The 19,437-nt window shown below is 60.2% G+C and carries 20 protein-coding genes and 2 pseudogenes; 9 read left to right on the plus strand and 13 right to left on the minus strand.

The window, feature by feature from the left end; genetic code table 11:
* The first annotated feature begins 54 nt into the window (after positions 1 to 54).
* Together CKW19_RS24410 and CKW19_RS24415 are read left to right on the plus strand one after the other, a co-directional pair.
* Complete coding sequence (locus CKW19_RS24410) at positions 55 to 348, plus strand: type II toxin-antitoxin system Phd/YefM family antitoxin (RefSeq protein WP_095060549.1); 294 nt, start codon at positions 55 to 57, stop codon at positions 346 to 348.
* Positions 345 to 527, plus strand: coding sequence for a type II toxin-antitoxin system RelE/ParE family toxin (locus tag CKW19_RS24415; protein WP_256580377.1), 183 nt, complete (start codon positions 345 to 347; stop codon positions 525 to 527). The genes CKW19_RS24410 and CKW19_RS24415 overlap by 4 nt, the downstream gene beginning before the upstream one ends.
* A 565-nt stretch (positions 528 to 1,092) precedes the next feature.
* On the opposite strand, the gene CKW19_RS24420 is transcribed toward CKW19_RS24415, so the two are convergent.
* The 3 genes and pseudogenes from CKW19_RS24420 to CKW19_RS24430 form a co-directional block, all read right to left on the minus strand.
* Positions 1,093 to 1,902, minus strand: coding sequence for an NYN domain-containing protein (locus CKW19_RS24420; RefSeq protein WP_095060553.1), 810 nt, complete (start codon positions 1,900 to 1,902; stop codon positions 1,093 to 1,095).
* A gap of 227 nt (positions 1,903 to 2,129) precedes the next feature.
* Positions 2,130 to 2,750 (minus strand): annotated as a pseudogene (locus CKW19_RS24425) (tyrosine-type recombinase/integrase).
* Positions 2,751 to 2,863: 113 nt separating this feature from the next.
* On the minus strand, positions 2,864 to 3,214 hold the full coding sequence (locus tag CKW19_RS24430; RefSeq protein WP_256580380.1) for a LysR family transcriptional regulator substrate-binding protein: 351 nt from the start codon (positions 3,212 to 3,214) through the stop codon (positions 2,864 to 2,866).
* Between the two features lie 254 nt (positions 3,215 to 3,468).
* On the opposite strand from CKW19_RS24430, the gene CKW19_RS24435 reads away from it, so the two are divergent.
* Entirely contained in the window at positions 3,469 to 5,646 is a 2,178-nt protein-coding gene (locus tag CKW19_RS24435; RefSeq protein ID WP_095060555.1) for a PQQ-dependent dehydrogenase, methanol/ethanol family, read from the plus strand.
* A 77-nt stretch (positions 5,647 to 5,723) separates the two neighbouring features.
* Complete coding sequence (gene aldA, locus CKW19_RS24440; protein ID WP_095060557.1) at positions 5,724 to 7,157, plus strand: aldehyde dehydrogenase; 1,434 nt, start codon at positions 5,724 to 5,726, stop codon at positions 7,155 to 7,157.
* 319 nt (positions 7,158 to 7,476) lie between these two features.
* Here the strand turns inward: aldA and CKW19_RS24445 are convergent, their stop codons facing one another.
* Positions 7,477 to 9,426 carry a sigma-54-dependent Fis family transcriptional regulator gene (locus CKW19_RS24445; RefSeq protein WP_095060559.1) on the minus strand — a complete coding sequence of 650 codons (1,950 nt, stop codon included), beginning with the start codon at positions 9,424 to 9,426 and terminating at the stop codon, positions 7,477 to 7,479.
* Positions 9,427 to 9,831: 405 nt separating this feature from the next.
* Here CKW19_RS24445 and pqqA point away from each other — a divergent pair, with 405 nt between their 5' ends.
* The 5 genes and pseudogenes from pqqA to CKW19_RS28780 all read left to right on the plus strand — a co-directional run bounded on the left by pqqA (position 9,832) and on the right by CKW19_RS28780 (position 13,313).
* Complete coding sequence (gene pqqA / locus CKW19_RS24450) at positions 9,832 to 9,903, plus strand: pyrroloquinoline quinone precursor peptide PqqA (RefSeq protein ID WP_080725296.1); 72 nt, start codon at positions 9,832 to 9,834, stop codon at positions 9,901 to 9,903.
* A 52-nt stretch (positions 9,904 to 9,955) separates the two neighbouring features.
* Positions 9,956 to 10,039 (plus strand): annotated as a pseudogene (locus CKW19_RS28600) (pyrroloquinoline quinone biosynthesis protein C); the annotation flags it as partial.
* Positions 10,040 to 10,143: 104 nt separating this feature from the next.
* Positions 10,144 to 10,422, plus strand: a complete 279-nt coding sequence (pqqD, locus tag CKW19_RS24455; protein WP_033040650.1) for a pyrroloquinoline quinone biosynthesis peptide chaperone PqqD — start codon at positions 10,144 to 10,146, stop codon at positions 10,420 to 10,422.
* Positions 10,394 to 11,551, plus strand: coding sequence for a pyrroloquinoline quinone biosynthesis protein PqqE (gene pqqE, locus CKW19_RS24460; protein WP_095060561.1), 1,158 nt, complete (start codon positions 10,394 to 10,396; stop codon positions 11,549 to 11,551). Before pqqD ends, pqqE begins: the two co-directional genes overlap by 29 nt.
* 1,597 nt (positions 11,552 to 13,148) lie before the next feature.
* The gene (locus CKW19_RS28780; RefSeq protein WP_156465553.1) at positions 13,149 to 13,313 is read left to right on the plus strand and encodes a hypothetical protein; all 165 of its coding nucleotides are present in this window, start codon (positions 13,149 to 13,151) and stop codon (positions 13,311 to 13,313) included.
* Positions 13,314 to 13,339: 26 nt separating this feature from the next.
* Here the strand turns inward: CKW19_RS28780 and CKW19_RS24470 are convergent, their stop codons facing one another.
* From CKW19_RS24470 to CKW19_RS24505, 9 genes are all read right to left on the minus strand, one after another.
* A complete protein-coding gene (locus tag CKW19_RS24470) occupies positions 13,340 to 13,984 on the minus strand; it encodes a helix-turn-helix domain-containing protein (protein WP_095060563.1) in 645 nt (214 codons plus the stop codon).
* The gene (locus CKW19_RS24475; protein WP_060543926.1) at positions 13,981 to 14,295 is read right to left on the minus strand and encodes a hypothetical protein; all 315 of its coding nucleotides are present in this window, start codon (positions 14,293 to 14,295) and stop codon (positions 13,981 to 13,983) included. The genes CKW19_RS24470 and CKW19_RS24475 overlap by 4 nt, the downstream gene beginning before the upstream one ends.
* A gap of 330 nt (positions 14,296 to 14,625) precedes the next feature.
* Complete coding sequence (locus CKW19_RS24480; protein ID WP_060543927.1) at positions 14,626 to 16,425, minus strand: DUF927 domain-containing protein; 1,800 nt, start codon at positions 16,423 to 16,425, stop codon at positions 14,626 to 14,628.
* Positions 16,412 to 17,293 (minus strand): toprim domain-containing protein, encoded by an 882-nt coding sequence (locus tag CKW19_RS24485; RefSeq protein WP_060543928.1) that lies wholly within the window; start codon positions 17,291 to 17,293, stop codon positions 16,412 to 16,414. The genes CKW19_RS24480 and CKW19_RS24485 overlap by 14 nt, the downstream gene beginning before the upstream one ends.
* Positions 17,290 to 17,568 carry a hypothetical protein gene (locus CKW19_RS24490; protein WP_060543929.1) on the minus strand — a complete coding sequence of 93 codons (279 nt, stop codon included), beginning with the start codon at positions 17,566 to 17,568 and terminating at the stop codon, positions 17,290 to 17,292. Before CKW19_RS24490 ends, CKW19_RS24485 begins: the two co-directional genes overlap by 4 nt.
* A 6-nt stretch (positions 17,569 to 17,574) precedes the next feature.
* The gene (locus tag CKW19_RS24495; protein WP_060543930.1) at positions 17,575 to 17,775 is read right to left on the minus strand and encodes a DUF3102 domain-containing protein; all 201 of its coding nucleotides are present in this window, start codon (positions 17,773 to 17,775) and stop codon (positions 17,575 to 17,577) included.
* Positions 17,772 to 17,939, minus strand: a complete 168-nt coding sequence (locus tag CKW19_RS28785) for a hypothetical protein (RefSeq protein ID WP_156465554.1) — start codon at positions 17,937 to 17,939, stop codon at positions 17,772 to 17,774. Before CKW19_RS28785 ends, CKW19_RS24495 begins: the two co-directional genes overlap by 4 nt.
* A gap of 326 nt (positions 17,940 to 18,265) precedes the next feature.
* Complete coding sequence (locus CKW19_RS24500; protein ID WP_060543931.1) at positions 18,266 to 18,796, minus strand: KilA-N domain-containing protein; 531 nt, start codon at positions 18,794 to 18,796, stop codon at positions 18,266 to 18,268.
* Positions 18,793 to 19,011: an AlpA family transcriptional regulator gene (locus CKW19_RS24505; protein ID WP_060544070.1), complete on the minus strand. Its 219-nt coding sequence runs from the start codon at positions 19,009 to 19,011 to the stop codon at positions 18,793 to 18,795. The genes CKW19_RS24500 and CKW19_RS24505 overlap by 4 nt, the downstream gene beginning before the upstream one ends.
* Positions 19,012 to 19,437: the final 426 nt, after the last annotated feature.

A 19,437-nucleotide genomic window follows, 5' to 3' on the forward strand; every position in this document is an offset into this window, starting at 1 on the left:
CATGCCAGCAATCGAGCACTATAAAGTACTTTTTTTCGTACCATTGGAGCCGTCATGGAACAGCTACTCGCAAGCCGTTCGGTCAGCATTACCGAGCTCAAACGCAGCCCGAGTACGGTGATCGAGCAAGCGGGTTCGGAGCCTGTTGCCGTGCTCAACCACAACCGTCCTGCTGCGTATCTATTACCCCATGCTGCCTATCAACAGCTGCTGGATCGGCTGCATGCCGCAGAACTTCGGGAAGCCATTGCAGCAAGCCGCAATGATCCCCGTCCGGCCATCGCTGCCGAAACCGTGTTCGCCGAGCTTGATGCGCTGGCGAGTTGCGTTTGCAGTGCTCGCGATTGATCGATCAGCCGAACCTGGGTGTTCCAAAGGATGATTGTGCCAAGGGATTGCGAATGATTACCCATGGTCGTTATCTGATTTTCTACAGCGTGGAGGGCGTCGATATCATGGTCGAGCGCGTTCTGCATGGCGCGAGAGACATCGTCCGACTGTTTGAAAAAAACGGCATGGGTGATTAAGGCGCCCAGCTTTTGAGCACCAAAAAAAAGCCCCAGACCTAACGGCCTGAGGCTTTCTCATTACAACGTATGGTGCCCAGGCGTCGTTTGAACTGGAGGCTGTGATGCCCGGGTTGTATGGGTTTTGTAGGGCGTGCCTCGTCAAGGCATACATGAGGGCATACACGGCGCTTGCTGCTGGCTTGCCGGTGCCGTGGATGCCAGCACCAGAACGTAATAGAACTAACATCGAATTGGCTACCGGCGATAACCGAATCCTTGGTGTTAGCGCTTGGCCAACGTGTCGGCACGTTAGCTATTGCGCGCATTGCGCGGCGCCTAGCCTTTTCCGACAGAGAACGGCCGTCCATGAGCGACTGTTTGGGCCGCTGGCACGGCCCAAACAGCAATTAGGAACACCTTTGTAGCTGACTAGGGTAATTCGCGCTTCCGACTGCTGGTTTCTCAGGCAAAGCCCGTAGCTCTTAGTTTTCGACGTATTCAGTGCGTTTTCACACAGCCTGGACCCAAAGCCGCCCTTCGTGAAGGGCAGAGATCGGCCAAGAGCGGTCGTTGGTGACGGGGGCTACGAGCTCGGCTGCCGGTGCCGGGCATAGAGTATTGAACCACCCACTCCCGACGTTCCTCTAGTTTGCAGTTCAAACGTATCCGGATACCCCTTGATCAACTCACTGAGCTTTTTATAACCATGGGTGCGAGGGTCGAACTCAGGTCTCAATTTGCTGATATTGGTGCCCAGCGCACCCAAGTGAGCCCAGCCGTCCTCATCGGCAATGTCATCCAAGATCTTTGCGATGAAACTTACTGGTGCCTTGGGTAGCTTTTTTACTTCGGGCGTACTGGCGACTTTGACGGCCTCGATTTCAGCAGGTGGCTCAGGTTCGGGTCGACCATGTCCATTGCTTGCAGCAACAAGCACTTCACCGCGCAGCAATTCGGTATAGATGAACTTGTCACAGGCCGACACGAACGGTCTCGGGGTTTTTTCTTCACCAAACCCGTAGACCGTCAAACCTTCTTCTCGTAACCGCGAAGCGAGGCGGGTGAAGTCACTGTCGCTCGAAACCAGGCAGAAACCGTCGAAGCGTCGGGTGTACAGCAAGTCCATTGCGTCGATGATCAAGGCACTGTCTGTTGCGTTCTTACCTTTGGTGTACGCGAACTGTTGGATAGGCTGAATCGAATGGTCGAGTAGCACCTTTTTCCATCCACCCAACTGAGGGCCAGTCCAGTCGCCATAGATCCGCTTGACGTTGGCGACGCCGTACTTGGCGATTTCTTCGAATAAACCTTCGACAATTGCTGCGGGAGCATTGTCGGCGTCGATTAACACTGCCAAGTGTTTTTGCGTGGGGGTGGGTGCGTGGATGGCCATGGGTCGTCCTTGAGTTGAGGACTTCAACATACCGTTAAATCACGGATGAACAAAGGGATCACCGCTTCGCGCTAAAGAGTGTGTTTTGCCAACGGCTACGGGTTTGCGGTGATGTACAAAGCGGAACCGATTAGCCAATGACTTTTAATCGACCGATAGCAGCCGATGGTCAGAGGCTGCTTAGGGTCGGATAGCGACGGTCTGTCGTGGACCGTCGCAGTGGATAGTCAGACTTCCGTCTGCTCTGCCATTTCCAGGGCATCATCGACCTCGATGCCCAAGTACCTGACGGTGCTTTCAAGCTTCGTATGTCCCAGCAAGAGTTGAACTGCTCTCAGATTCTTTGTCCTGCGATAAATCAACGATGCCTTGGTTCGCCGTAGCGTGTGAGTGCCGTACATGGTTGGGTCAAGGCCAATGGCGGTCACCCACGCTTTGACTATTCGAGCGTACTGTCTGGTGGAGAGATGGTCTGAGTCGTGCAAACGGCTCGGGAACAAGAAATCCTCGCTGTGCAGGTGAGCTTGATGCATCCAAGCCTCCAGAACCGTTCGGGTTTGCTCAGTGATTTCAAATTGCACTGGGTGGTGGGTTTTCTGCTGCATCACGATGGCCCGTGACGACACATGTTCCCCATGGGCTATGTCTCAGACTCGCAGTTTGGTTAAGTCACAGGCACGCAGTTTGCTGTCGATAGCCAAGTTGAAGAGCGCCAGATCCCGTGTCTTCTCAGCAAGCTGAAGTCTTACGCGGATGGCCCAGATATCTCTGACTCGGAGCGGCGCCTTTTGCCCGACGAGCTTTCCCTTGTTCCAAGGCTGATGTTTGCATTTAGCAATAACGTTCATGGCTTGTCCTCCAGGTTGAGGGAGGACAAGGGTGGAACAGTCACGGTGCGTTGTGGTCGCTATTCGACCCGAAGCTGACAGTCGAAAAGGGCGAATTCCATCTGAACCGAACTTCAATTGCGGGGCGCACTCGATAAACCGCTGATTCGCCGAAGGCAAGTATCCATTGACGCGTCAGCTTTCACGCCATCGGCGCCACAGTACGCATCGAGCAGATGACGTTGCAGAAAGGTCTTATCAAACAACAGCATGTCCTCGTCCCGTAACTGGTGCGCTTCGAGCAAGGGTTGGCCGACCAGCGGATGCTGTCCGTTCATGCACGGCACCATTGCATCGGTGCCAAACAGTACTGAGTCCCAGGTGGTTTCGACGCGGCGGGTTTCAAGCAAGGCCACGTCGATTTCGCGATTTTGCAGACGCTGGCTGATGTCGTTAGCACTGCCTTCGAGCACTGTCATGACGATGCCCGGATACGGTCCTGACCGGCCACATTATTGAACGTGTTATTCCCTCCTGCCTGCTTCATGCGCGCGACACCTGCCGCGCCTGGTGCGACACCTGTCGCAGGCACAGGTGCTCCATTTGCCCCCCAATAAAACTATACAGGCCCCATGAATGCTGGTGTCTGGCCGATTTTGAGGCGCTGGCATGGCGGTTGCTCTATCCCTGATACCGGAGCGCGCTGACGCCGGTACCTAATAAGAATCGGGAGACCCCCATGACACAGATTGGCCTGACTTCGCACGTCGCCTCTCGGCTCACCCCCGCAGGCGTGCCGCTGAAACCCCTTTTGACCGCCCTGTTGCTCGGTGTGTTGGTAACCCCTGCCTGGGCTGCCGACGTGCCCGCCAATGTCGATGGCAAGCGCATCATCGCTGCCGACGACGAACCGGGTAACTGGATGAGCCACGGGCGCACTTACGACGAACAACGCTACAGCCCGTTGGAAAAGATCAACGACGGCAACGTCGGCCAGTTGGGCCTGGCCTGGAGCTACAAGCTCGACCTCGACCGCGGCGTGGAGGCCACGCCCATCGTTGTCGACGGCGTGATGTACACCACCGGGCCGTTTTCGGTGGTCTATGCGCTGGATGCACGCAATGGCAAACAGATCTGGAAGTACGACCCGCAGTCGGACCGCTCGCGGGCCGGCGAGGCCTGCTGTGACGCGGTCAACCGCGGCGTCGCGGTGTGGAACGGCAAGGTCTACGTCGGCGTGCTTGACGGCCGCCTGGAAGCCATCGACGCCAAAACCGGCAAGAAGGTCTGGTCGGTCGATACGCGCAACGACCACAAGCGCAGCTACACCATCACCGGCGCACCGCGCGTGGTAAACGGCAAGGTGATTATCGGCAACGGCGGCGCCGAGTTCGGCGTGCGTGGCTACGTCACCGCCTACGACGCTGAGAGCGGCAAACAGGCCTGGCGCTTCTTCACCGTACCCGGCGACCCCAAGCTGCCGCCAGAAGGCAAGGGCATGGAAATCGCCGCCAAGACCTGGTACGGCGACGCCTTCGTTGAGCAGGGCGGTGGCGGCACCGCCTGGGACTCTTTTGCCTTCGACCCGGAGCTGAACCTGCTCTACATCGGTGTCGGCAACGGTTCGCTGTGGGACCCGAAATGGCGCAGCCAGGCCAAGGGCGACAACCTGTTCCTTTCGTCCATCGTCGCAGTCAACGCCGACACCGGTGAATACGTCTGGCACTACCAGACCACGCCGGGCGATGCCTGGGACTTCACTGCCACCCAGCACATGATCCTCGCCGAACTGGAGATCAAGGGTAAGCAGCGCAAGGTGCTGATGCAGGCGCCGAAAAACGGCTTCTTCTACGTCATCGACCGCGCCACCGGCGAGCTGCTCTCGGCCAAGGGCATCGTCCCGCAGAACTGGACCAAGGGCATGGACATGAAGACCGGCCGGCCCATAGTCGACGAGGAAAACGCCGCTTACTGGAAGAACGGCAAGCGCAACCTGGTGACCCCGGCATTCTGGGGCGCTCACGACTGGCACCCGATGTCGTATAACCCGAAGACCGGCCTGGTTTACATCCCCGCGCACATCATGTCCGCTTACTACGAGCACATCCCGGATGCGCCCAAGCGCAACCCATTCAAGAGCGTGTACCAGCTCGGCCTGAAGACCGGGATGATGCCCGAAGGTCCGGACGGCCTGCTGGAAATGGCCAAGAGCTGGTCTGGCAAGCTGATTGCCTGGGACCCAGTGAAGCAGAAGCCGGCCTGGGAAGTGCCGTACGTGACCATCTTCAACGGAGGCACCCTGAGCACTGCTGGCAACCTGGTATTCGAGGGCAGTTCCGACGGTCGGGTGATCGCCTACGCGGCCGACACCGGCAAGAAACTCTGGGAGCAGCCGGCCGCCAGCGGTGTGATGGCCGCACCGATAACCTACTCGGTGGACGGTGAGCAATACGTGACCTTCATGGCCGGCTGGGGCGGCGCCTTCTCCACCTTCGCCGGGGCTCTGTCCCTGCGCGCCGGCGTGCAGCCGTTTTCTCAGGTACTGACCTACAAGCTCGGTGGCATCGCCAAGCTACAGGAACCGGCACCACCGGCGAACACCCCGGAACCGCCACCGCTGGTTGCCGATGCGGCCACTGTGGAAGCCGGCGCCAAGCTATACGACGGCCACTGCTCGCAATGCCACGGCATCCACGCGGTCAGCGGCGGCGTGCTGCCGGATCTGCGCAAGCTCACCACCGACAAGCACCAGATGTTCCTGGGCATCGTGTATGGCGGTCGCGTACCGGACGGCATGCCGTCGTTCGCCGAAGCCTTCGATGCCAAGGAGGTCGACCAGATCCATCAGTACCTGATCAAGCGTGCCCACGACCTTAAGACCGAAGGTGGCGCCTGGGACAAGTTCACCGCGCAGTAACTGTCAGTCGGGCGCGCCGCGGGGTGCGCTCGTCTGACCTGAATTTCCCCGAATTTCAGCAATAGCGAGACCGGATCATGAGCGAGATTACCTACCAGAATTATATCGACAACACCTTCGTCGGCAGCGATAGCCTGATCGAGGTGTACAACCCGGCCGATGCCGCGCTGCTGGCCCGGGTGCCGGACGCCAGCGGTGAGCAAGTCGGGCGGGCCATCGCCGCTGCGCGCAAGGCGCAACGCGGCTGGGCTGCCAAGCCGGCCATCGAGCGTGCCGGCTACCTGCGCCAGATCGCCAGAAAAGTGCGAGACAACGCAGAGCGCCTGGCGCGCATCATCACCCGCGAGCAGGGCAAAGTGCCGGCGCTGGCGCTGGTGGAAGTCAACTTCACCGCCGATTACCTCGACTACATGGCTGAGTGGGCGCGCCGTCTCGAAGGTGAAGTGCTGACCAGCGACCGGGTCAACGAACACATCTTCCTGCTGCGCAAGCCGCTGGGCGTGGTTGCTGGCATCTTGCCGTGGAACTTCCCGTTCTTCCTCATCGCCCGCAAGATGGCGCCGGCGCTGATCACCGGCAACACCATCGTCATCAAGCCAAGCGAAGAAACTCCGATCAACTGCTTCGAGTTCGCCAAACTGGTGGCCGAAACCGATCTGCCGCCGGGTGTATTCAACGTCGTCAGCGGCACCGGTGCGGGTGCCGGCAGTGTGCTGACCAGCCACGCCGGCATCGACCTGATCAGCTTCACCGGCAGTGTCGGCACAGGCTCGCGGATCATGGCCGCTGCCGCGCCGAACATCACCAAGCTGAATCTGGAGCTGGGTGGCAAGGCACCGGCCATCGTCCTCGCAGATGCCGACCTAGAGCTGGCCGTGACCGCCATCACCGCGTCGCGGGTGATCAACACCGGGCAGGTGTGCAACTGCGCCGAGCGTGTCTACGTCGAGCGCAAGGTCGCTGACCAGTTCATCGACAAGATCGCCTCGGCCATGGCCGCCACGCGCTACGGCGACCCGTCGGTGGACAATGACCTGGACATGGGCCCGCTGATCAACCAGGCCGGCCTGGACAAGGTCGCGCAGATGGTCAAGACCGCCATCGGCCACGGTGCCCAGGTCATCACCGGAGGCAGTGTTGCGGACAAGGGCAAGGGCTTCCACTACCAGCCGACAGTGCTCGCTGGCTGCAGCGCGGACATGGAGATCATGCGCAAGGAAATTTTCGGTCCGGTGCTGCCGATTCAGATTGTCGAAGATCTCGATGAGGCCATCGCCCTGGCCAACGACAGCGATTACGGCCTGACCTCGTCGATCTACACCCGCAGCCTGGGTGCGGCGCTCAAGGCCAGTCGCGAGATCGACTTCGGCGAAACCTACGTCAACCGCGAAAACTTCGAGGCCATGCAGGGCTTCCACGCCGGCACGCGCAAATCTGGCATCGGCGGCGCGGATGGCAAGCACGGGTTGTACGAGTTTACTCATACTCATGTGGTGTACATGCAGGCGTGAAGGGAAGGGCCGTGCCTGCGCCGGCCCTAAGTGGAGGTGGGGCAGGAAGCCGAGATGCACGGATACATCGCGGTCTGCCGCGGGGACTCACTCATGATCCATGTGGCGTACGGGCAGGAACCAAAGGGCATGTGAATTGAGTGGAGAAAGGCTTCGGCCGGACTCCGCTCCTTTTGCCTGACGTTGCGTGCGACGTCAGGCAAAAGGAGCGGTTCGAATCGTAGGCTTGTGCCGCGCGCGCCGAGGGGCTGCGCGGATTTTCCGGTGCGGCCTGCCCGGTGTGCAAGGCGCACCCTGCGAATCAGCAAAGGAGGGCCGGCTAGAACAGCTCGTTGGGCTGGACGATGCCGTGCTTCTTCATCTTGCGGTACAGGGTCGAGCGCGAAATGCCGAACGAGTCGGCGGCCGCGCTAATGTTCCAGCGGTGCTGACGCAGCGCCGCGTACAGATGGCGCGCTTCGGCGTCGCCCAAGTGATCAGCTAGGCTGGCGACGCTGTCAGCAGTTGGACTCAGATCGGTGAGGTCAAGGTTATGCAGTTCGGCAGGCAGGCAATCGATATCGATACGACCGTCCTCGGCCAGTGCCACGGCGTAGCGCAGGGCATTGAGCAACTGGCGGATGTTGCCCGGCCAGGAGTAGGTATGCAGGCGCTGACGAGCTTGGGCATCCAGACGCAGGTTGCTGGTGCCCGGCTGGGCGGCGAGCAGGGCATCGATCAGCTCGCTGCGATCGCTGCGTTCGCGCAAAGCCGGCAGGGCCAGGGTCATGCCGCTGAGACGGTAGAACAGGTCTTCGCGGAACTGCTTGGCGTGGATCATCTGGCCGAGGTCCTGGTGCGTTGCCGATACCACCTGCACATCCAGCTCCACCGGCGCTTCGGCGCCAAGTGGGGAAATCTCGCGCTCGGCCAGCACGCGCAGCAGACGGGTCTGCAGATGCGCCGGCATATCGCCGATCTCATCAAGGAACAGGGTGCCGCCGTTGGCCAGTTCCAGCTTGCCCTTCATGCCCTTTTTGTTGGCGCCGGTGAAGCTACCGCTGCGGTATCCGAACAATTCGCTCTCGATCAGGGTTTCCGGGATCGCCGCGCAGTTCAGCGCCACGAACGGCCCGGCGCGACGACTGCTGGCCTGGTGGATGGCGCGTGCGAAAGCTTCCTTGCCAGTGCCGGTCTCGCCGGTGATGAGGATCGGGATGCCCTTGTCTATCACCTTGCGAATGCGCCGTACGCCCTGCTGCAGTTGCGCGTCGCTGCCTCCGAGCTGGTTGAGGTCCGGGTGGTTACCGACCGAAAGATGCTTGCGGCTTGCTGCCGGCGGAGCGGGGGGCAGGCGACCGGCCGGGATTCGAAGCCCGACATCCACCAGCGCCTGCTCGTCCAGCGTTCGCAGCAGTACGCCACGGGCGCCGCCACTGGTGAGGCTGAGGAGTTCATCCACGCCGACCGGCAGCAGGCTGTCAATGCGCCGGCCGAGCAGACTATGCCCTGTGTGATCATGGGCGACGAAGGCGGCGCGGTTGGCACCGATTACCCGGCCCTGGTCGTCGAGGGCCAGCAACTGTTCGTTGACCAGATCAGTGATGTCGTCGCGCGGCTTGATCGCCAGGGTCAGGCCGTCGCGGTAGCTCTGGCGAAAGTGCGCGTTTTCGATCAGCCGCGCGTACATGATCACCAGTTGCAGAGTCAGGTACTGCGCTTCCTTCGGACCGTCGCTGTTCAGGCAGGTAGCGTTGAGGCAACCGCGCAGTTGGCCTTGGGCGTCGAAGATCGGCGACACCGAGCAGCTCAGGCGGAAGTTCGAAGTGAGGAAGTGTTCCTCGCGGTGGATAGTCATCGCCTGAGCTGCGGCCAAGGTGGTACCGATGCCGTTGGTACCGGCCACCGATTCGTCCCAGCGCGCGCCGACGATCAGCCCGGACTCGGTGTACGGGTCACGTTTGCTGGGCAGGCGCGCATCGAGGGTAATGCCATGTTCGTCGCTGAGCAGCACGGCGAAACCGGCCTGTACCACACGTTTGGCCAGGCCGGTGACGCCCTGGCTGGCGACCTTCAGGTACTCCTCGTGCTGGGCCTGGTGCAGGCGAATTTCCTCGGCGGAGAGGATGTTCTTGATGCAGCGCCCGCGCGGGTTGAGGTTGTGCTGGGTAACGCTGCGGTACCACGACTGGGCGATCAGCCCCTCCGGGCGGATGCTGCGTTCGGGGAAGTGATCGCTGACGAAGGCAGCGAGTTCGCTGGGGCTGGTTTCCACGGCATGCAGGGGCATGGGCGCTCCATGTGGCCGGCGTGGCGAGTCGCGCACCGGCATCTTGTTGTTGTGGTCGGCCTTGGCCGCAGGCCTGGCGAATGTTGCAACCATAGCCTTGTACGACGGTGCGTGCAGTCATCCTTCCGTCGAACACTAGCCACCCAGCATAGTACATGCCGGCGTCGGGCCACACCGCTGCAGGGCCCGCGCTTGAGCGCCGCGCCCTTGATGAGCGGACTCGGCGGTGGTTTTCGTAGTCGTCGCAGAAATGCGACAGCTGTAGCGGGAGGGCGAGCAACTGTCGCGCGCCCGCTTCAAAATAAGGGCCGCAACTCCTCCGAAAGTATCATTCGGGGAGGGCGGGCCTGGTGATTAACTCGACCTGTCGGCATGTGCCGGCGCCAATAAAAAGAGGATCTACCCATGTGGACTAAACCCAACTTCACCGATATGCGCCTTGGTTTCGAAGTCACCCTGTATTTCGCCAACCGCTGATCATCCGAGCCCCGGTACGCCGGGTTTTCCAGTCCCAAAGCAGACCTCATGAATGAGCATGGCCTACGAACTGGAGCGCCCGCCGTATCACACGGTGACGGCCGAACGTGTTTGGCACCGTGGGATAGCCCAGTGAGCCGCGCGGATGAAGGACGCATTGGGTCACCGTGCGCACCCTACGCATCGAATAACTCAAATGGTGCAACGTTGTACGGCGCACCCGATGACGGAATTTTCAGTTTGAACCAATCCACCCAGTCTTGCGTGCCGCGCTTTCGCCGTGGCTTCCGCCTGCAGTATGAACCGATGCAGAACTGCCATGTGCTGCTCTACCCGGAAGGGATGATCAAACTCAACGACAGCGCCGGCGAGATTCTCAAGTGTGTTGACGGCGCCCGCGACGTGGCGAACATCATCGCCTCTCTGGCCGAACAATTCCCCGGCGTGCCGGATATCGATGAAGACATCCTGGCGTTTATTGAGGTGGCCCATGCCCAGTTCTGGATCGAATTCGCCTAACCCCACGCGGTCCCAGATCGGCCCGCCGCTGTGGTTGCTGGCCGAGCTGACATACCGCTGTCCGCTGCAGTGCCCATACTGCTCCAACCCGCTGGATTTCGCGAAGCAGGGCACCGAGCTGAGTACTGCACAGTGGATCGACGTATTCCGCCAGGCCCGTGCACTGGGCGCAGCGCAGTTGGGCTTTTCCGGTGGCGAGCCGTTGGTGCGCCAGGATCTCGCTGAGCTGATCAAGGCTGCCCGTGACCTGGGCTTCTACACCAACCTGATCACCTCAGGCATCGGACTTACCGAGCAACGAATCGCTGAGTTCAGCGCGGCTGGCCTGGATCATATCCAAGTCAGCTTCCAGGCTGCCGACGAGGAGGTGAACAACCTGCTGGCAGGCTCCAGCAAGGCCTTCGCCCACAAACTGGCAATGGCCCGCGCGGTCAAGGCGCACGGCTACCCGATGGTGCTCAACTTCGTCACCCATCGGCATAACATCGACCGCATCGACCGCATCATCGAGCTGTGCATCGAGCTGGAGGCCGATTACGTCGAGCTGGCCACCTGTCAGTTCTACGGTTGGGCCGAGCTGAACCGCGTCGGTTTACTGCCGACCCGCGAGCAGCTGCAGCGCGCCGAGCGCATCACTAACGAGTGGCGGACCAAGCTGACGGCGCAGAAGCACCCATGCAAGCTGATCTTCGTCACCCCGGACTATTACGAGGAGCGGCCGAAGGCGTGCATGAGCGGCTGGGGCAAGCTGTTTCTCGACATCACCCCGGACGGCACCGCGCTGCCGTGTCATAGCGCCCGGCAGTTGCCGGTGAAGTTCCCCAACGTGCGTGAGCACAGCCTGGAGCACATCTGGTTCGAGTCGTTCGGATTCAACCGCTACCGCGGCGACGCCTGGATGCCCGAGCCGTGCCGCTCCTGTGACGAGAAGGACCGTGACTTCGGTGGCTGTCGCTGCCAGGCCTTCATGCTCACCGGCGATGCCGACAACGCCGACCCGGTGTGCAGCAAGTCGTCGCACCATGGCCTCATCCTCGCCGCCCGCGAGGACGCCGAATACGCGCCGCAGGGCTTGGAGCATTTGACCTACCGCAATGAAAAAGCCTCCAGGCTTATCTGCAAAGCCTGAAACGACTGGCTCCATCGGGTGCCCTTGAGCATCATTGACCGCACAGTGGCCCACCCTACGACGTGCAGTCGGCTAATTAGAAACGTGTTTTGAAGAACCTAGGCAGAATTCCTGACCATGTATAGGAATCGGGATGACCGCTTCTGGCCGTTCTCTGCCTGTCGCGACCGGCTGCAATGGGTCGATATGAGCCTCTCAGCTCTGCCTGGTCGGTCAAGTTCGCCGCAATTTCGCATCCAGATGCGTGACAAGCGAGAAGCGAACCCTCGGTGTTAGCGCTTGGAAAACGTGTCGGCATGCTAACAGTTCTTAACAATTGTGGCATTGCGCGGCGCCCTATGCGTCCCCGTAAGTGAGACACTTTTGAATGCGGATTCCACGCCATTTGGATACCCAGCCCTCGATCATTTGGACGCTCGTTCCACGCTCACTTGGACACCTGACCCGTATCCACATGGACAGGCAGTGGGAGCGCAGCGACGCAGGTTTACATAGTCAGTCTGAAGCCCCTGTTGTCGTCAATTTCGTTGCGCGCCTGCGCATCGATATGCACAGGTCTTCCCGCTTCAAGCGACGGTGGGCGGTAGCTTGTTGCTCGATCTAGGCGATGGTGTTGGCGGTGAATGGCATGGCAGGTGCGGGCGCAACTTGCGGGCTTTGCGCCGGACTTTGCTCCACCCGCACGCCGAAGATGAAAACATCTCAGCACAGGGGAGGCAGTCAAGCTCAAATTAGCTTGTGATCAAAATGATTGATGGTAAGTTTGGCCGTGACCAGTCCATCTATAGAAGTGAGGCCGCGCAAGTCACGGGTGGAATTCGCGGGGCGTTAGATTCCGTCGTATCCACGGAAAATGGCCAATCCGTCCTGCTGTCCAGCGGAGCGCCGCTGGGGCGCGACTTGCACAACCTCAATCAAATGATAGGCCAGGTAACTGATCGGTTTCTAGTAATTCACCCACCAATACCGAACCATCGGTGTTAGCGCTTTGCCAACGTCTCGGCACGTTAGCCATTGTTAGCATTACGCGGCGCCTATGCGTCCCCGTAACTGAGACCTCTGATTGCGGATTCCACGCCACTTGGACACCCAGCCCACGATCATTCGGACGCTCGTTCCACGCTCACCTGGACACCTGATCCGTATCCACTTGGACAGGCAGTCTGAGCGCAGCGACGCTGGTTTACATAGTCAGTTTGAAGTCCCTGTTGCCGTCAATTTCGTTGCGCGCCTGCGCATCTATGTGCACAGGTCTTCCCGCTTCAAGCGACGGTGGGCGGTGGCCTGTTGCTCGATCTAGGCGATGGTGTTTGGCGGTGAATGGCATGGCAGGTGCGGGCGCAACTTGTGGGCTTTGCGCTGGTCTTTGCTCCACCCGAACGCTGAAGATGAAAACATCTCAGCACAGAGGAGGCAGTCAAGATCAAATGAGCTTGTGAGTAAAATGGTCGATGGTAAGTTTGGCCGTGACCAGTCCATCAATAGAAGTGAGGCCGCGCAAGTCACGGGTGGAAGTAGCGGGGCTTTAGATTCCGTCGTATCCACGGTAAATCGCCGATCCGTCCTACTGTCCAGTGGGGCGCCGCTGGAGCGCGACTTGCACAACCTCGATCAAATGATAGGCGAGGGCGGCGAGGCCTGCAACGTGCTGGACCGTGCGACGCTGTTCAGGGAGTCTTCGGCTATTGACGCGGCTCATTCATGGGTTGATTTCGCGATTGAAGCCTGCCATCCCAGGAGTGCTGTTGTTAATTTCAGTTAATGTCATACCGAGCGGAAAACGGCTTTTTAGTCGGTGAAAGTCAGTTGAACAATGCCTTTGCGGGCCCTGCTGTTCATCTCATCCAGTGACAGCTCTTGGTCTACCGTATCGCGTAAGCGCCGCTCCCTTGCCAGGCGTTCACTGGCTCTGCTGGCGAGGTCGGTGAGGATATCAAGCCCCCTAACAAGGGTTGCCGTGCCGCGCCAGTCATTGTCGAACTCGGGACTTAGTTCCCGTACTCGTTTCAGCGCGGAGCGTGCCCGTACTGCGGCAGAGCATATGTTTTGCAGGTCGCGTCGATCTTGGTTGTAGCCGGCGATTGTGATGCTGGCTTGCTCCGCCACACTGCTTGCCAAGCGGCTGAATTGACCCCTTATGGCATCGGCCACAGCGTTCGCGATGACGCCCTGGTTTGTTTCGGCTGCATCGGCGATAGGATCGTCAATCAGCCCGCAGAGATAGTCCAGTGGCACCACGTAGAGCTTGGCATATTCAATGAGAGTACGTAGGGGCGGAATGCGCTCACCTTTCTCTGCTAGCGAAATCTGAGTGGCATTCGAGTATCCCAGGCGTTCGGCGGCGATGCTTGGCTTCATACCTGCACAAGTGCGGGCAGCGCGCAGGCGTTTGCCAATGGAGCGTGCCAAAGTATCGTTTTTAACAAAAGTCATGGGTGCAGCTCCATAGGCGTGTTTTCGTAGTCGGCGCGCAGGTCGGCGCCAGCCAGGCAGTGACGGGCTGTAGGCGCATAGCAGGCGCGGCAGGTCATAACGTGATTCAGGTATTGATCACGGGCGTGGCGCCACTCGGGTGCGGCATTGGCGGCGTTGGTGTAGGTGCTTGCCGGTAATTGGCCGGGGCGCTCGATGCGATCCACCAACAGCAGGCGCGGGCGATCCGGGGTGCGATTCGCCATGGTCGGTTTATCGGCGCCAGCAATGGTCGGGGGCATGTGATCGAGCAGGCCGGAAAGGAGGCTCATTGCGCCACCTCGCCCGGATTGCCATACATCCCAAATGTGTCTGTGAAAATAAATCGGGGGAACGGGGGGACGGGGGGAACACCCAGTGTTTCCGGGGCCTCCAGAGGGGGAACCTGTACCCCACCGTTTTTTTGGGGGAACAGTGATAACCAAATGTCAGAAAATACACAGACTCTTATATTTAAAAACATGTTTGTGTTCCCCCTGTTCCCCAACACTTCAATAAGGGGGAACGGCTATAGGCCACGGTTTTACTGGCCGTTCCCCCGTTCCCCCTGTTCCCCACGAAAATAGGTTCCTGTGAATCCGGGCAATGACGCTGGGTGGTGTTCATGGGCTGACCCCTTCGCCATCCATGGCTTCTTGGTCGATGGCATACAGGCGGGCAGACCCACCAGCGGGCAGGCGGTATTTCTTGGTTTTGCGGCTGTCTCGGTCGGTATCGTGCTTGGCGATAGCGCCAGCGCCTTCTAGCGCCTTCACTACTCGCGTCAGCCCGTGCCCATGTGCTGCTTCGGTCAGCGCCGACTTGTTGAACAGGTAGAGGCGCTTACCGGCCACCACTTCCCAGTAGCCGGCGCGGTTGAACACCTTGGCGTCTACCTCGGGCGCGTCCACGTCGGAAAAGCGGCTACTACCGTGCTTGTCGATAAAGTCCAGGATGCCGGCCAGGATCTGGCGGTCTTCGGCATTGCCACTGCCGACGCGGCTCAGCCATTCGCCATACAGCAACTGGCAGTCGGCTAGGGCACTCCCCGGCGTCCAGGGCAACAGGTCATAGGCGATGGCCATTTCCCCCGCTAATGCGATGACGGCGAAGCGGTCGGCCACACGTCCAGCCTGGGCGTTGTCCTCGATGAAGCTGGCGCGGATACCGGCGAAGTCTTCCAGCAGGCCGGGGCGGTCATCACTGGCGAGCAGCTTCTCCACGAACGCTGGCCCGAGATGCCCGTGGTGGGCGCCGACAGCAACGGTCAGCAGGCGGTGGAAGTCCGCTCCCGCAAGGCCGTGCAATTCATCGAAGGCCCGGTGGGTGCGAGTACCGGCGTTCACGTCCACCATGCGCAGCTCAGCGCCAGCATGGGCTGCATTACCGCCGATGGCCGCGTGTTCAGACAGGGAGCGTTCGCCACTCGACAGCGCCAGCAGACGCCACGACAGCTTGGCCCGACCTTCCCGCTCGCGGGTCATGGTGCCTTTGCCCTGGCCGTTGGCGAGCGAGTACGCCATCTCCTGTACACGCTTGGGGTCGGCGCGTTTGATTTCATCCAGAGGCAGCATGGTGTCATTGCGGCCTGATGCCTCGATTTCCAAACCGCCCTTGGTCATGTCCCACGACGCAGCAAAGATGCCGGGGTCGCCCCATACCGAGGAACCGATTAGTTGCGCAAGTGACTTGCCGCTGGAGCTGTCGCCCACCAGATGCACACCACCGCCCAGCACGCCGACCAGACTCAGCAGCGGGCCAGCGAGGGCGCAGCCAATCGCCAGCGTCAGTATCGGATTGCCCTCGCACTTGGCCGCGACCTCGGCTTTCCAGTGCTCCAGGTCGCCGCGCAGGCTGAACAGGTTCTGTCCCTTGCCGCTGGCCTGATACCGCACCTTGTCGCTGCCAAGGGTGCGCCCTGGCAACACGAATGCCCCCGACTCATGCCAGCCCGGTCGGCAGGTGGTGGCGAACACCTCGGCGGGCCGCTGCTCAAGCAAATACTCCATGAACTGGCCGCGCTTCTTGAGGGCGATAATCACGCCCATACCGAACAGCTGGCGCCTGGCGTCTTCCCCGCTGCCGCCGAACACCTCCATGGGAATAATCCATTCCTTGGTGCCGCTCTCCGTGACTAGGCGCAGGAAACGCCCCTCGCTGCCGTCATCGCTATTGGTGGTGCGAGCGGCGACGGTCACGGGGGTGGAGATCCATTCGTCAGTGATCGGGCGGTCTGTCTTGTCGTCGTCGGCATCATCGTCGGCGGCGCTGCGTTTGAAGCCGTGCCAGTACACGCCGGGGCGCAATCTGCGGCCTTTCTCATTCGTCACCCAGTGATCGTAAACGCCCCAGCATGGGCGCTCAGGCTCGACCATGGGCGCTTCGGGGCGCAAGTTGATCACGTTGTTTTCAGGCGTACCCATGGGCGCGTCTCCAGGTGGCGAGGTCGTTGTAGTCGGATAGGTGGGCGGGCGCATCGGCGGGCCACTCGGGGAATGTCACCAAGCCGCCACAGGCTGCGGCGGCGGCATTGGCGGCGGTGCGTCCGGGGTTGCCCTCGGTCATTCGGTCGTCATCGCCGGTAAGGATGATTTCCAGATTCGGGTAGCGAGCACGCAGCGCCAGCGCGGTCGGCTTGAGGTTGCCGGCGTTCATGGCAGCCGCCACGGTGTAGCTGCCATCCTGGTGAAGCGTGGCCCCCGTGGCCCAGCCTTCGCAGATACACAGCGGACGGCCGACGGCGACCTGGCCCAGCGCCGAATAGCAGCCCTTTACACGGCCACCAGCCATGAAACGCTTGCTGCCGTCCGGAGCGATGCGTTGCAGGTTGACCAGCATGCCATCGGCATACAGCGGCACCAGCAACTCGTCATTGCGCTGGCGCAGGCCGTGGGAGCGAACGCTCTTGGTGATCAAATAGGCGTGGCCAGGGTCGGCGCGTCGTGCGTCACGCCACCAGCGTTGAGCAAGGGTTGCCGCGCTCAGTTGGCGTTGGCGTTGCTCGGCCTCGCGTTGCTGGCGGGCCTGCTCGATGCGTTGGCGCACCTGTTCGGTTTCACGGTGGTCGGCAGGTTCACGGCTGTTCCAGGTGTGGGTGCCGCCAGCCTTCCAACTGCCGAACGCACCCGAGGCGATGCCATCGAGATAGAGCACGTACCACCCATTGAGTGATCCGGACTTGTCGTCCGGAACGCGGAAACGATGAATCGCACCATCGGGCACGGGGAGCCAGTCGAGCGGCCCAAACACTGACTGGAGCGCGCCACGAAAAAGGATTGCTGTGTCTGTCATGCGGCACCTCGTGCAGCGCCAGCAAAGGCCCGCATGACCTGACCGTTATTCACTGCGTGCCATTGCGTGAAGTCGTCCACCGACTTGACCAAGGCAGACGTGACAACGGCGTCAGCGCTGCGCATGACTACGCGCCCGCACTCAGCGTCGGCTTCGGTCAAGAAGGGACCTAGCAATGCCTTAGCGATCTTCGGATGGGTGACGTAAAAAAGCGTCGTTGTTTTCTTAGGGCAAGCCTTCGGCGTTCCCGCTTTTTTGCAGGTTTGGTTATTCATGGTGGGTTAAGCCTCTACGGGGTCAGGGCTGGCGCTGGTCGCCGCTGGCTCGCTCGATGTCAGCTTCATGTCTGCTTGAGCCGTGCGCGTTGCCGCCGTCACGCTTTCCGCCAGCCATGCGTTCCATTGACCGTGCGGAACCTGTTCCTGGACCAGATTGAGGCTGTGCCCACTGGCGATGGCGGTGACAGTTGATTGCTTGTTCATTGCTCATCCCCGACAGCTTCCAGGCTGCGGACGATTGCCATGTGGGCGTTGTAACGGGTGAGGCGGACAGATAGGGATGAGTCAGCACGAAGGGCGCTTAAGGCCATGCGGCGGTGAGCAAGTGCGCGGATTTTGGACGAATTGAGGCTGAGGATGTGTTGCATGGGTACAGCTCCTTTTGCTGGGGAGCCGCCACCTTCGTGACCAAACGAATGGAGGCGGACTGTATGCGGGTTGGTCAACCGGGGCAAAAGGAACCCGGCAGGCGCGAACGCCTCCCACACACAGCCGCCATAACTCGAAACGACAGGCACAAAAAAAGCGCCTGCGTTTTTATGGGGCGCTTGTGCGCCTTTTGCTTTATCGAGTGACCAAACCCGAGTCACTGAATTTGCAGCGACGGGCGAACGATACCGCCGCTGGGCGAACTTGGCAACACTCGGGGGAGATTGGGTGGGAGTGATGCAGTGACGCCAAGTAGTGCTAATTTTCATGACTCATCCAGTGCAAGGGGCAGCTGTAGTTGTTCTCTCCAGTAGGCAATGCTTTGTTCGAGACCGGGCCTGCTCCAGCGCCAATTAGCCAGAAGACTCCCCCCTTGGCTCGCCTCGTTCTTTCTATCATCCAGCAACTGGCAAGCTTGTCCGTAATTCTGACGAGTCGCTGGATCAGTGTTCAGTAATCCGTCGATACGCATGTCGCACCAGACGGAGAACTTGGCGTCGCACCAACGAGCAAAGGTAATTGCCAGCTTGGGATGAAGCCAAGTACCGCCACCGCGATCCGCCCGCGCCTTGCTTGTTTTTACATACCCCGAATTCCGGGTATGTAGAATTTCCGACTGTTCGCCCGTTAAAAACTCATCCAAAGCGCAGATGTATTCCAGTGCGTCGGTGTTCTCAAACCATCTATCTAGCCGCTTGCCGAACCTCTCGGCAATCTGCGTTGCATTAAGCCAGCCGTCAGCGTTAAACCGCACGGCTTGGCCCTGGTAGTCGAATGGAATGATTGGAGCGCTCATGCGGCATCTCGCGCTTCGATCTTGGCCAACAACCAAGCGTCCACCTCCGCCACAACGTAATAAGCCGCAGCTTGCCGGGAGTCACCATCCTTGATCGGTTTTGGGAACGTTGGATCTTTCTTTCGCAGCTTGTCCAGGCCGGAGCGGGACAAGTCGAGCCAGACGCAGAGCGCGGACTGGCGGATAAGGGCTTTTCTCTGGATTTCGTTGCTCATGGGTGTGTCCGTGTGGATATGGATGACTCCCACCATTTTCCACATGGATTAAGCCGTGTATCCCTCGTTAATTTGCTCCAAGACCGCTGTTGACTCGCAAGCTGCCGAACTGAACGCAGCGCAGCAGTTGGGGCTTGCTCAACGACTAGCCTTCCCTGATAGCCGCTCTATGCTTTTGGGGGAGAGTAGGATTCCTGCTGCCGTGAACGCTGCGGTGGTAAACGCTATTCGAGGAGATATTTGCGGGTCCTTGGTGGATGCCCCATTACGGTTTCTTTTCCTGCGTTCCTGCCTATAGCCTTTCCACATCCGTTGATATACGCGGGATAGTTGGACATCGACTTGATGCGATAAAACTCTGCGCCACTTGGAGCTCAGCTCCGCATCGACCCTAACGAAGCTATCCATCGTCACCTTCTTTATCGG

It is taken from the genome of Pseudomonas sp. Irchel s3f7, from assembly GCF_900187615.1.
Lineage (GTDB): Bacteria > Pseudomonadota > Gammaproteobacteria > Pseudomonadales > Pseudomonadaceae > Aquipseudomonas.

Excerpts from the sequence above, each read along its gene's own strand:
- CKW19_RS24410 (WP_095060549.1), top strand. The coding sequence starts at position 55 with ATGGAACAGCTACTCGCAAGCCGTTCGGTCAGCATTACCGAGCTCAAA.
- CKW19_RS24420 (WP_095060553.1), bottom strand. The coding sequence starts at position 1,902 with ATGGCCATCCACGCACCCACCCCCACGCAAAAACACTTGGCAGTGTTA.
- CKW19_RS24435 (WP_095060555.1), top strand. The coding sequence starts at position 3,469 with ATGACACAGATTGGCCTGACTTCGCACGTCGCCTCTCGGCTCACCCCC.
- aldA (WP_095060557.1), top strand. The coding sequence starts at position 5,724 with ATGAGCGAGATTACCTACCAGAATTATATCGACAACACCTTCGTCGGC.
- CKW19_RS24445 (WP_095060559.1), bottom strand. The coding sequence starts at position 9,426 with ATGCCCCTGCATGCCGTGGAAACCAGCCCCAGCGAACTCGCTGCCTTC.
- pqqE (WP_095060561.1), top strand. The coding sequence starts at position 10,394 with ATGCCCAGTTCTGGATCGAATTCGCCTAACCCCACGCGGTCCCAGATC.
- CKW19_RS24470 (WP_095060563.1), bottom strand. The coding sequence starts at position 13,984 with ATGACTTTTGTTAAAAACGATACTTTGGCACGCTCCATTGGCAAACGC.
- CKW19_RS24475 (WP_060543926.1), bottom strand. The coding sequence starts at position 14,295 with ATGAGCCTCCTTTCCGGCCTGCTCGATCACATGCCCCCGACCATTGCT.
- CKW19_RS24480 (WP_060543927.1), bottom strand. The coding sequence starts at position 16,425 with ATGGGTACGCCTGAAAACAACGTGATCAACTTGCGCCCCGAAGCGCCC.
- CKW19_RS24485 (WP_060543928.1), bottom strand. The coding sequence starts at position 17,293 with ATGACAGACACAGCAATCCTTTTTCGTGGCGCGCTCCAGTCAGTGTTT.
- CKW19_RS24490 (WP_060543929.1), bottom strand. The coding sequence starts at position 17,568 with ATGAATAACCAAACCTGCAAAAAAGCGGGAACGCCGAAGGCTTGCCCT.
- CKW19_RS24495 (WP_060543930.1), bottom strand. The coding sequence starts at position 17,775 with ATGAACAAGCAATCAACTGTCACCGCCATCGCCAGTGGGCACAGCCTC.
- CKW19_RS28785 (WP_156465554.1), bottom strand. The coding sequence starts at position 17,939 with ATGCAACACATCCTCAGCCTCAATTCGTCCAAAATCCGCGCACTTGCT.
- CKW19_RS24500 (WP_060543931.1), bottom strand. The coding sequence starts at position 18,796 with ATGAGCGCTCCAATCATTCCATTCGACTACCAGGGCCAAGCCGTGCGG.
- CKW19_RS24505 (WP_060544070.1), bottom strand. The coding sequence starts at position 19,011 with ATGAGCAACGAAATCCAGAGAAAAGCCCTTATCCGCCAGTCCGCGCTC.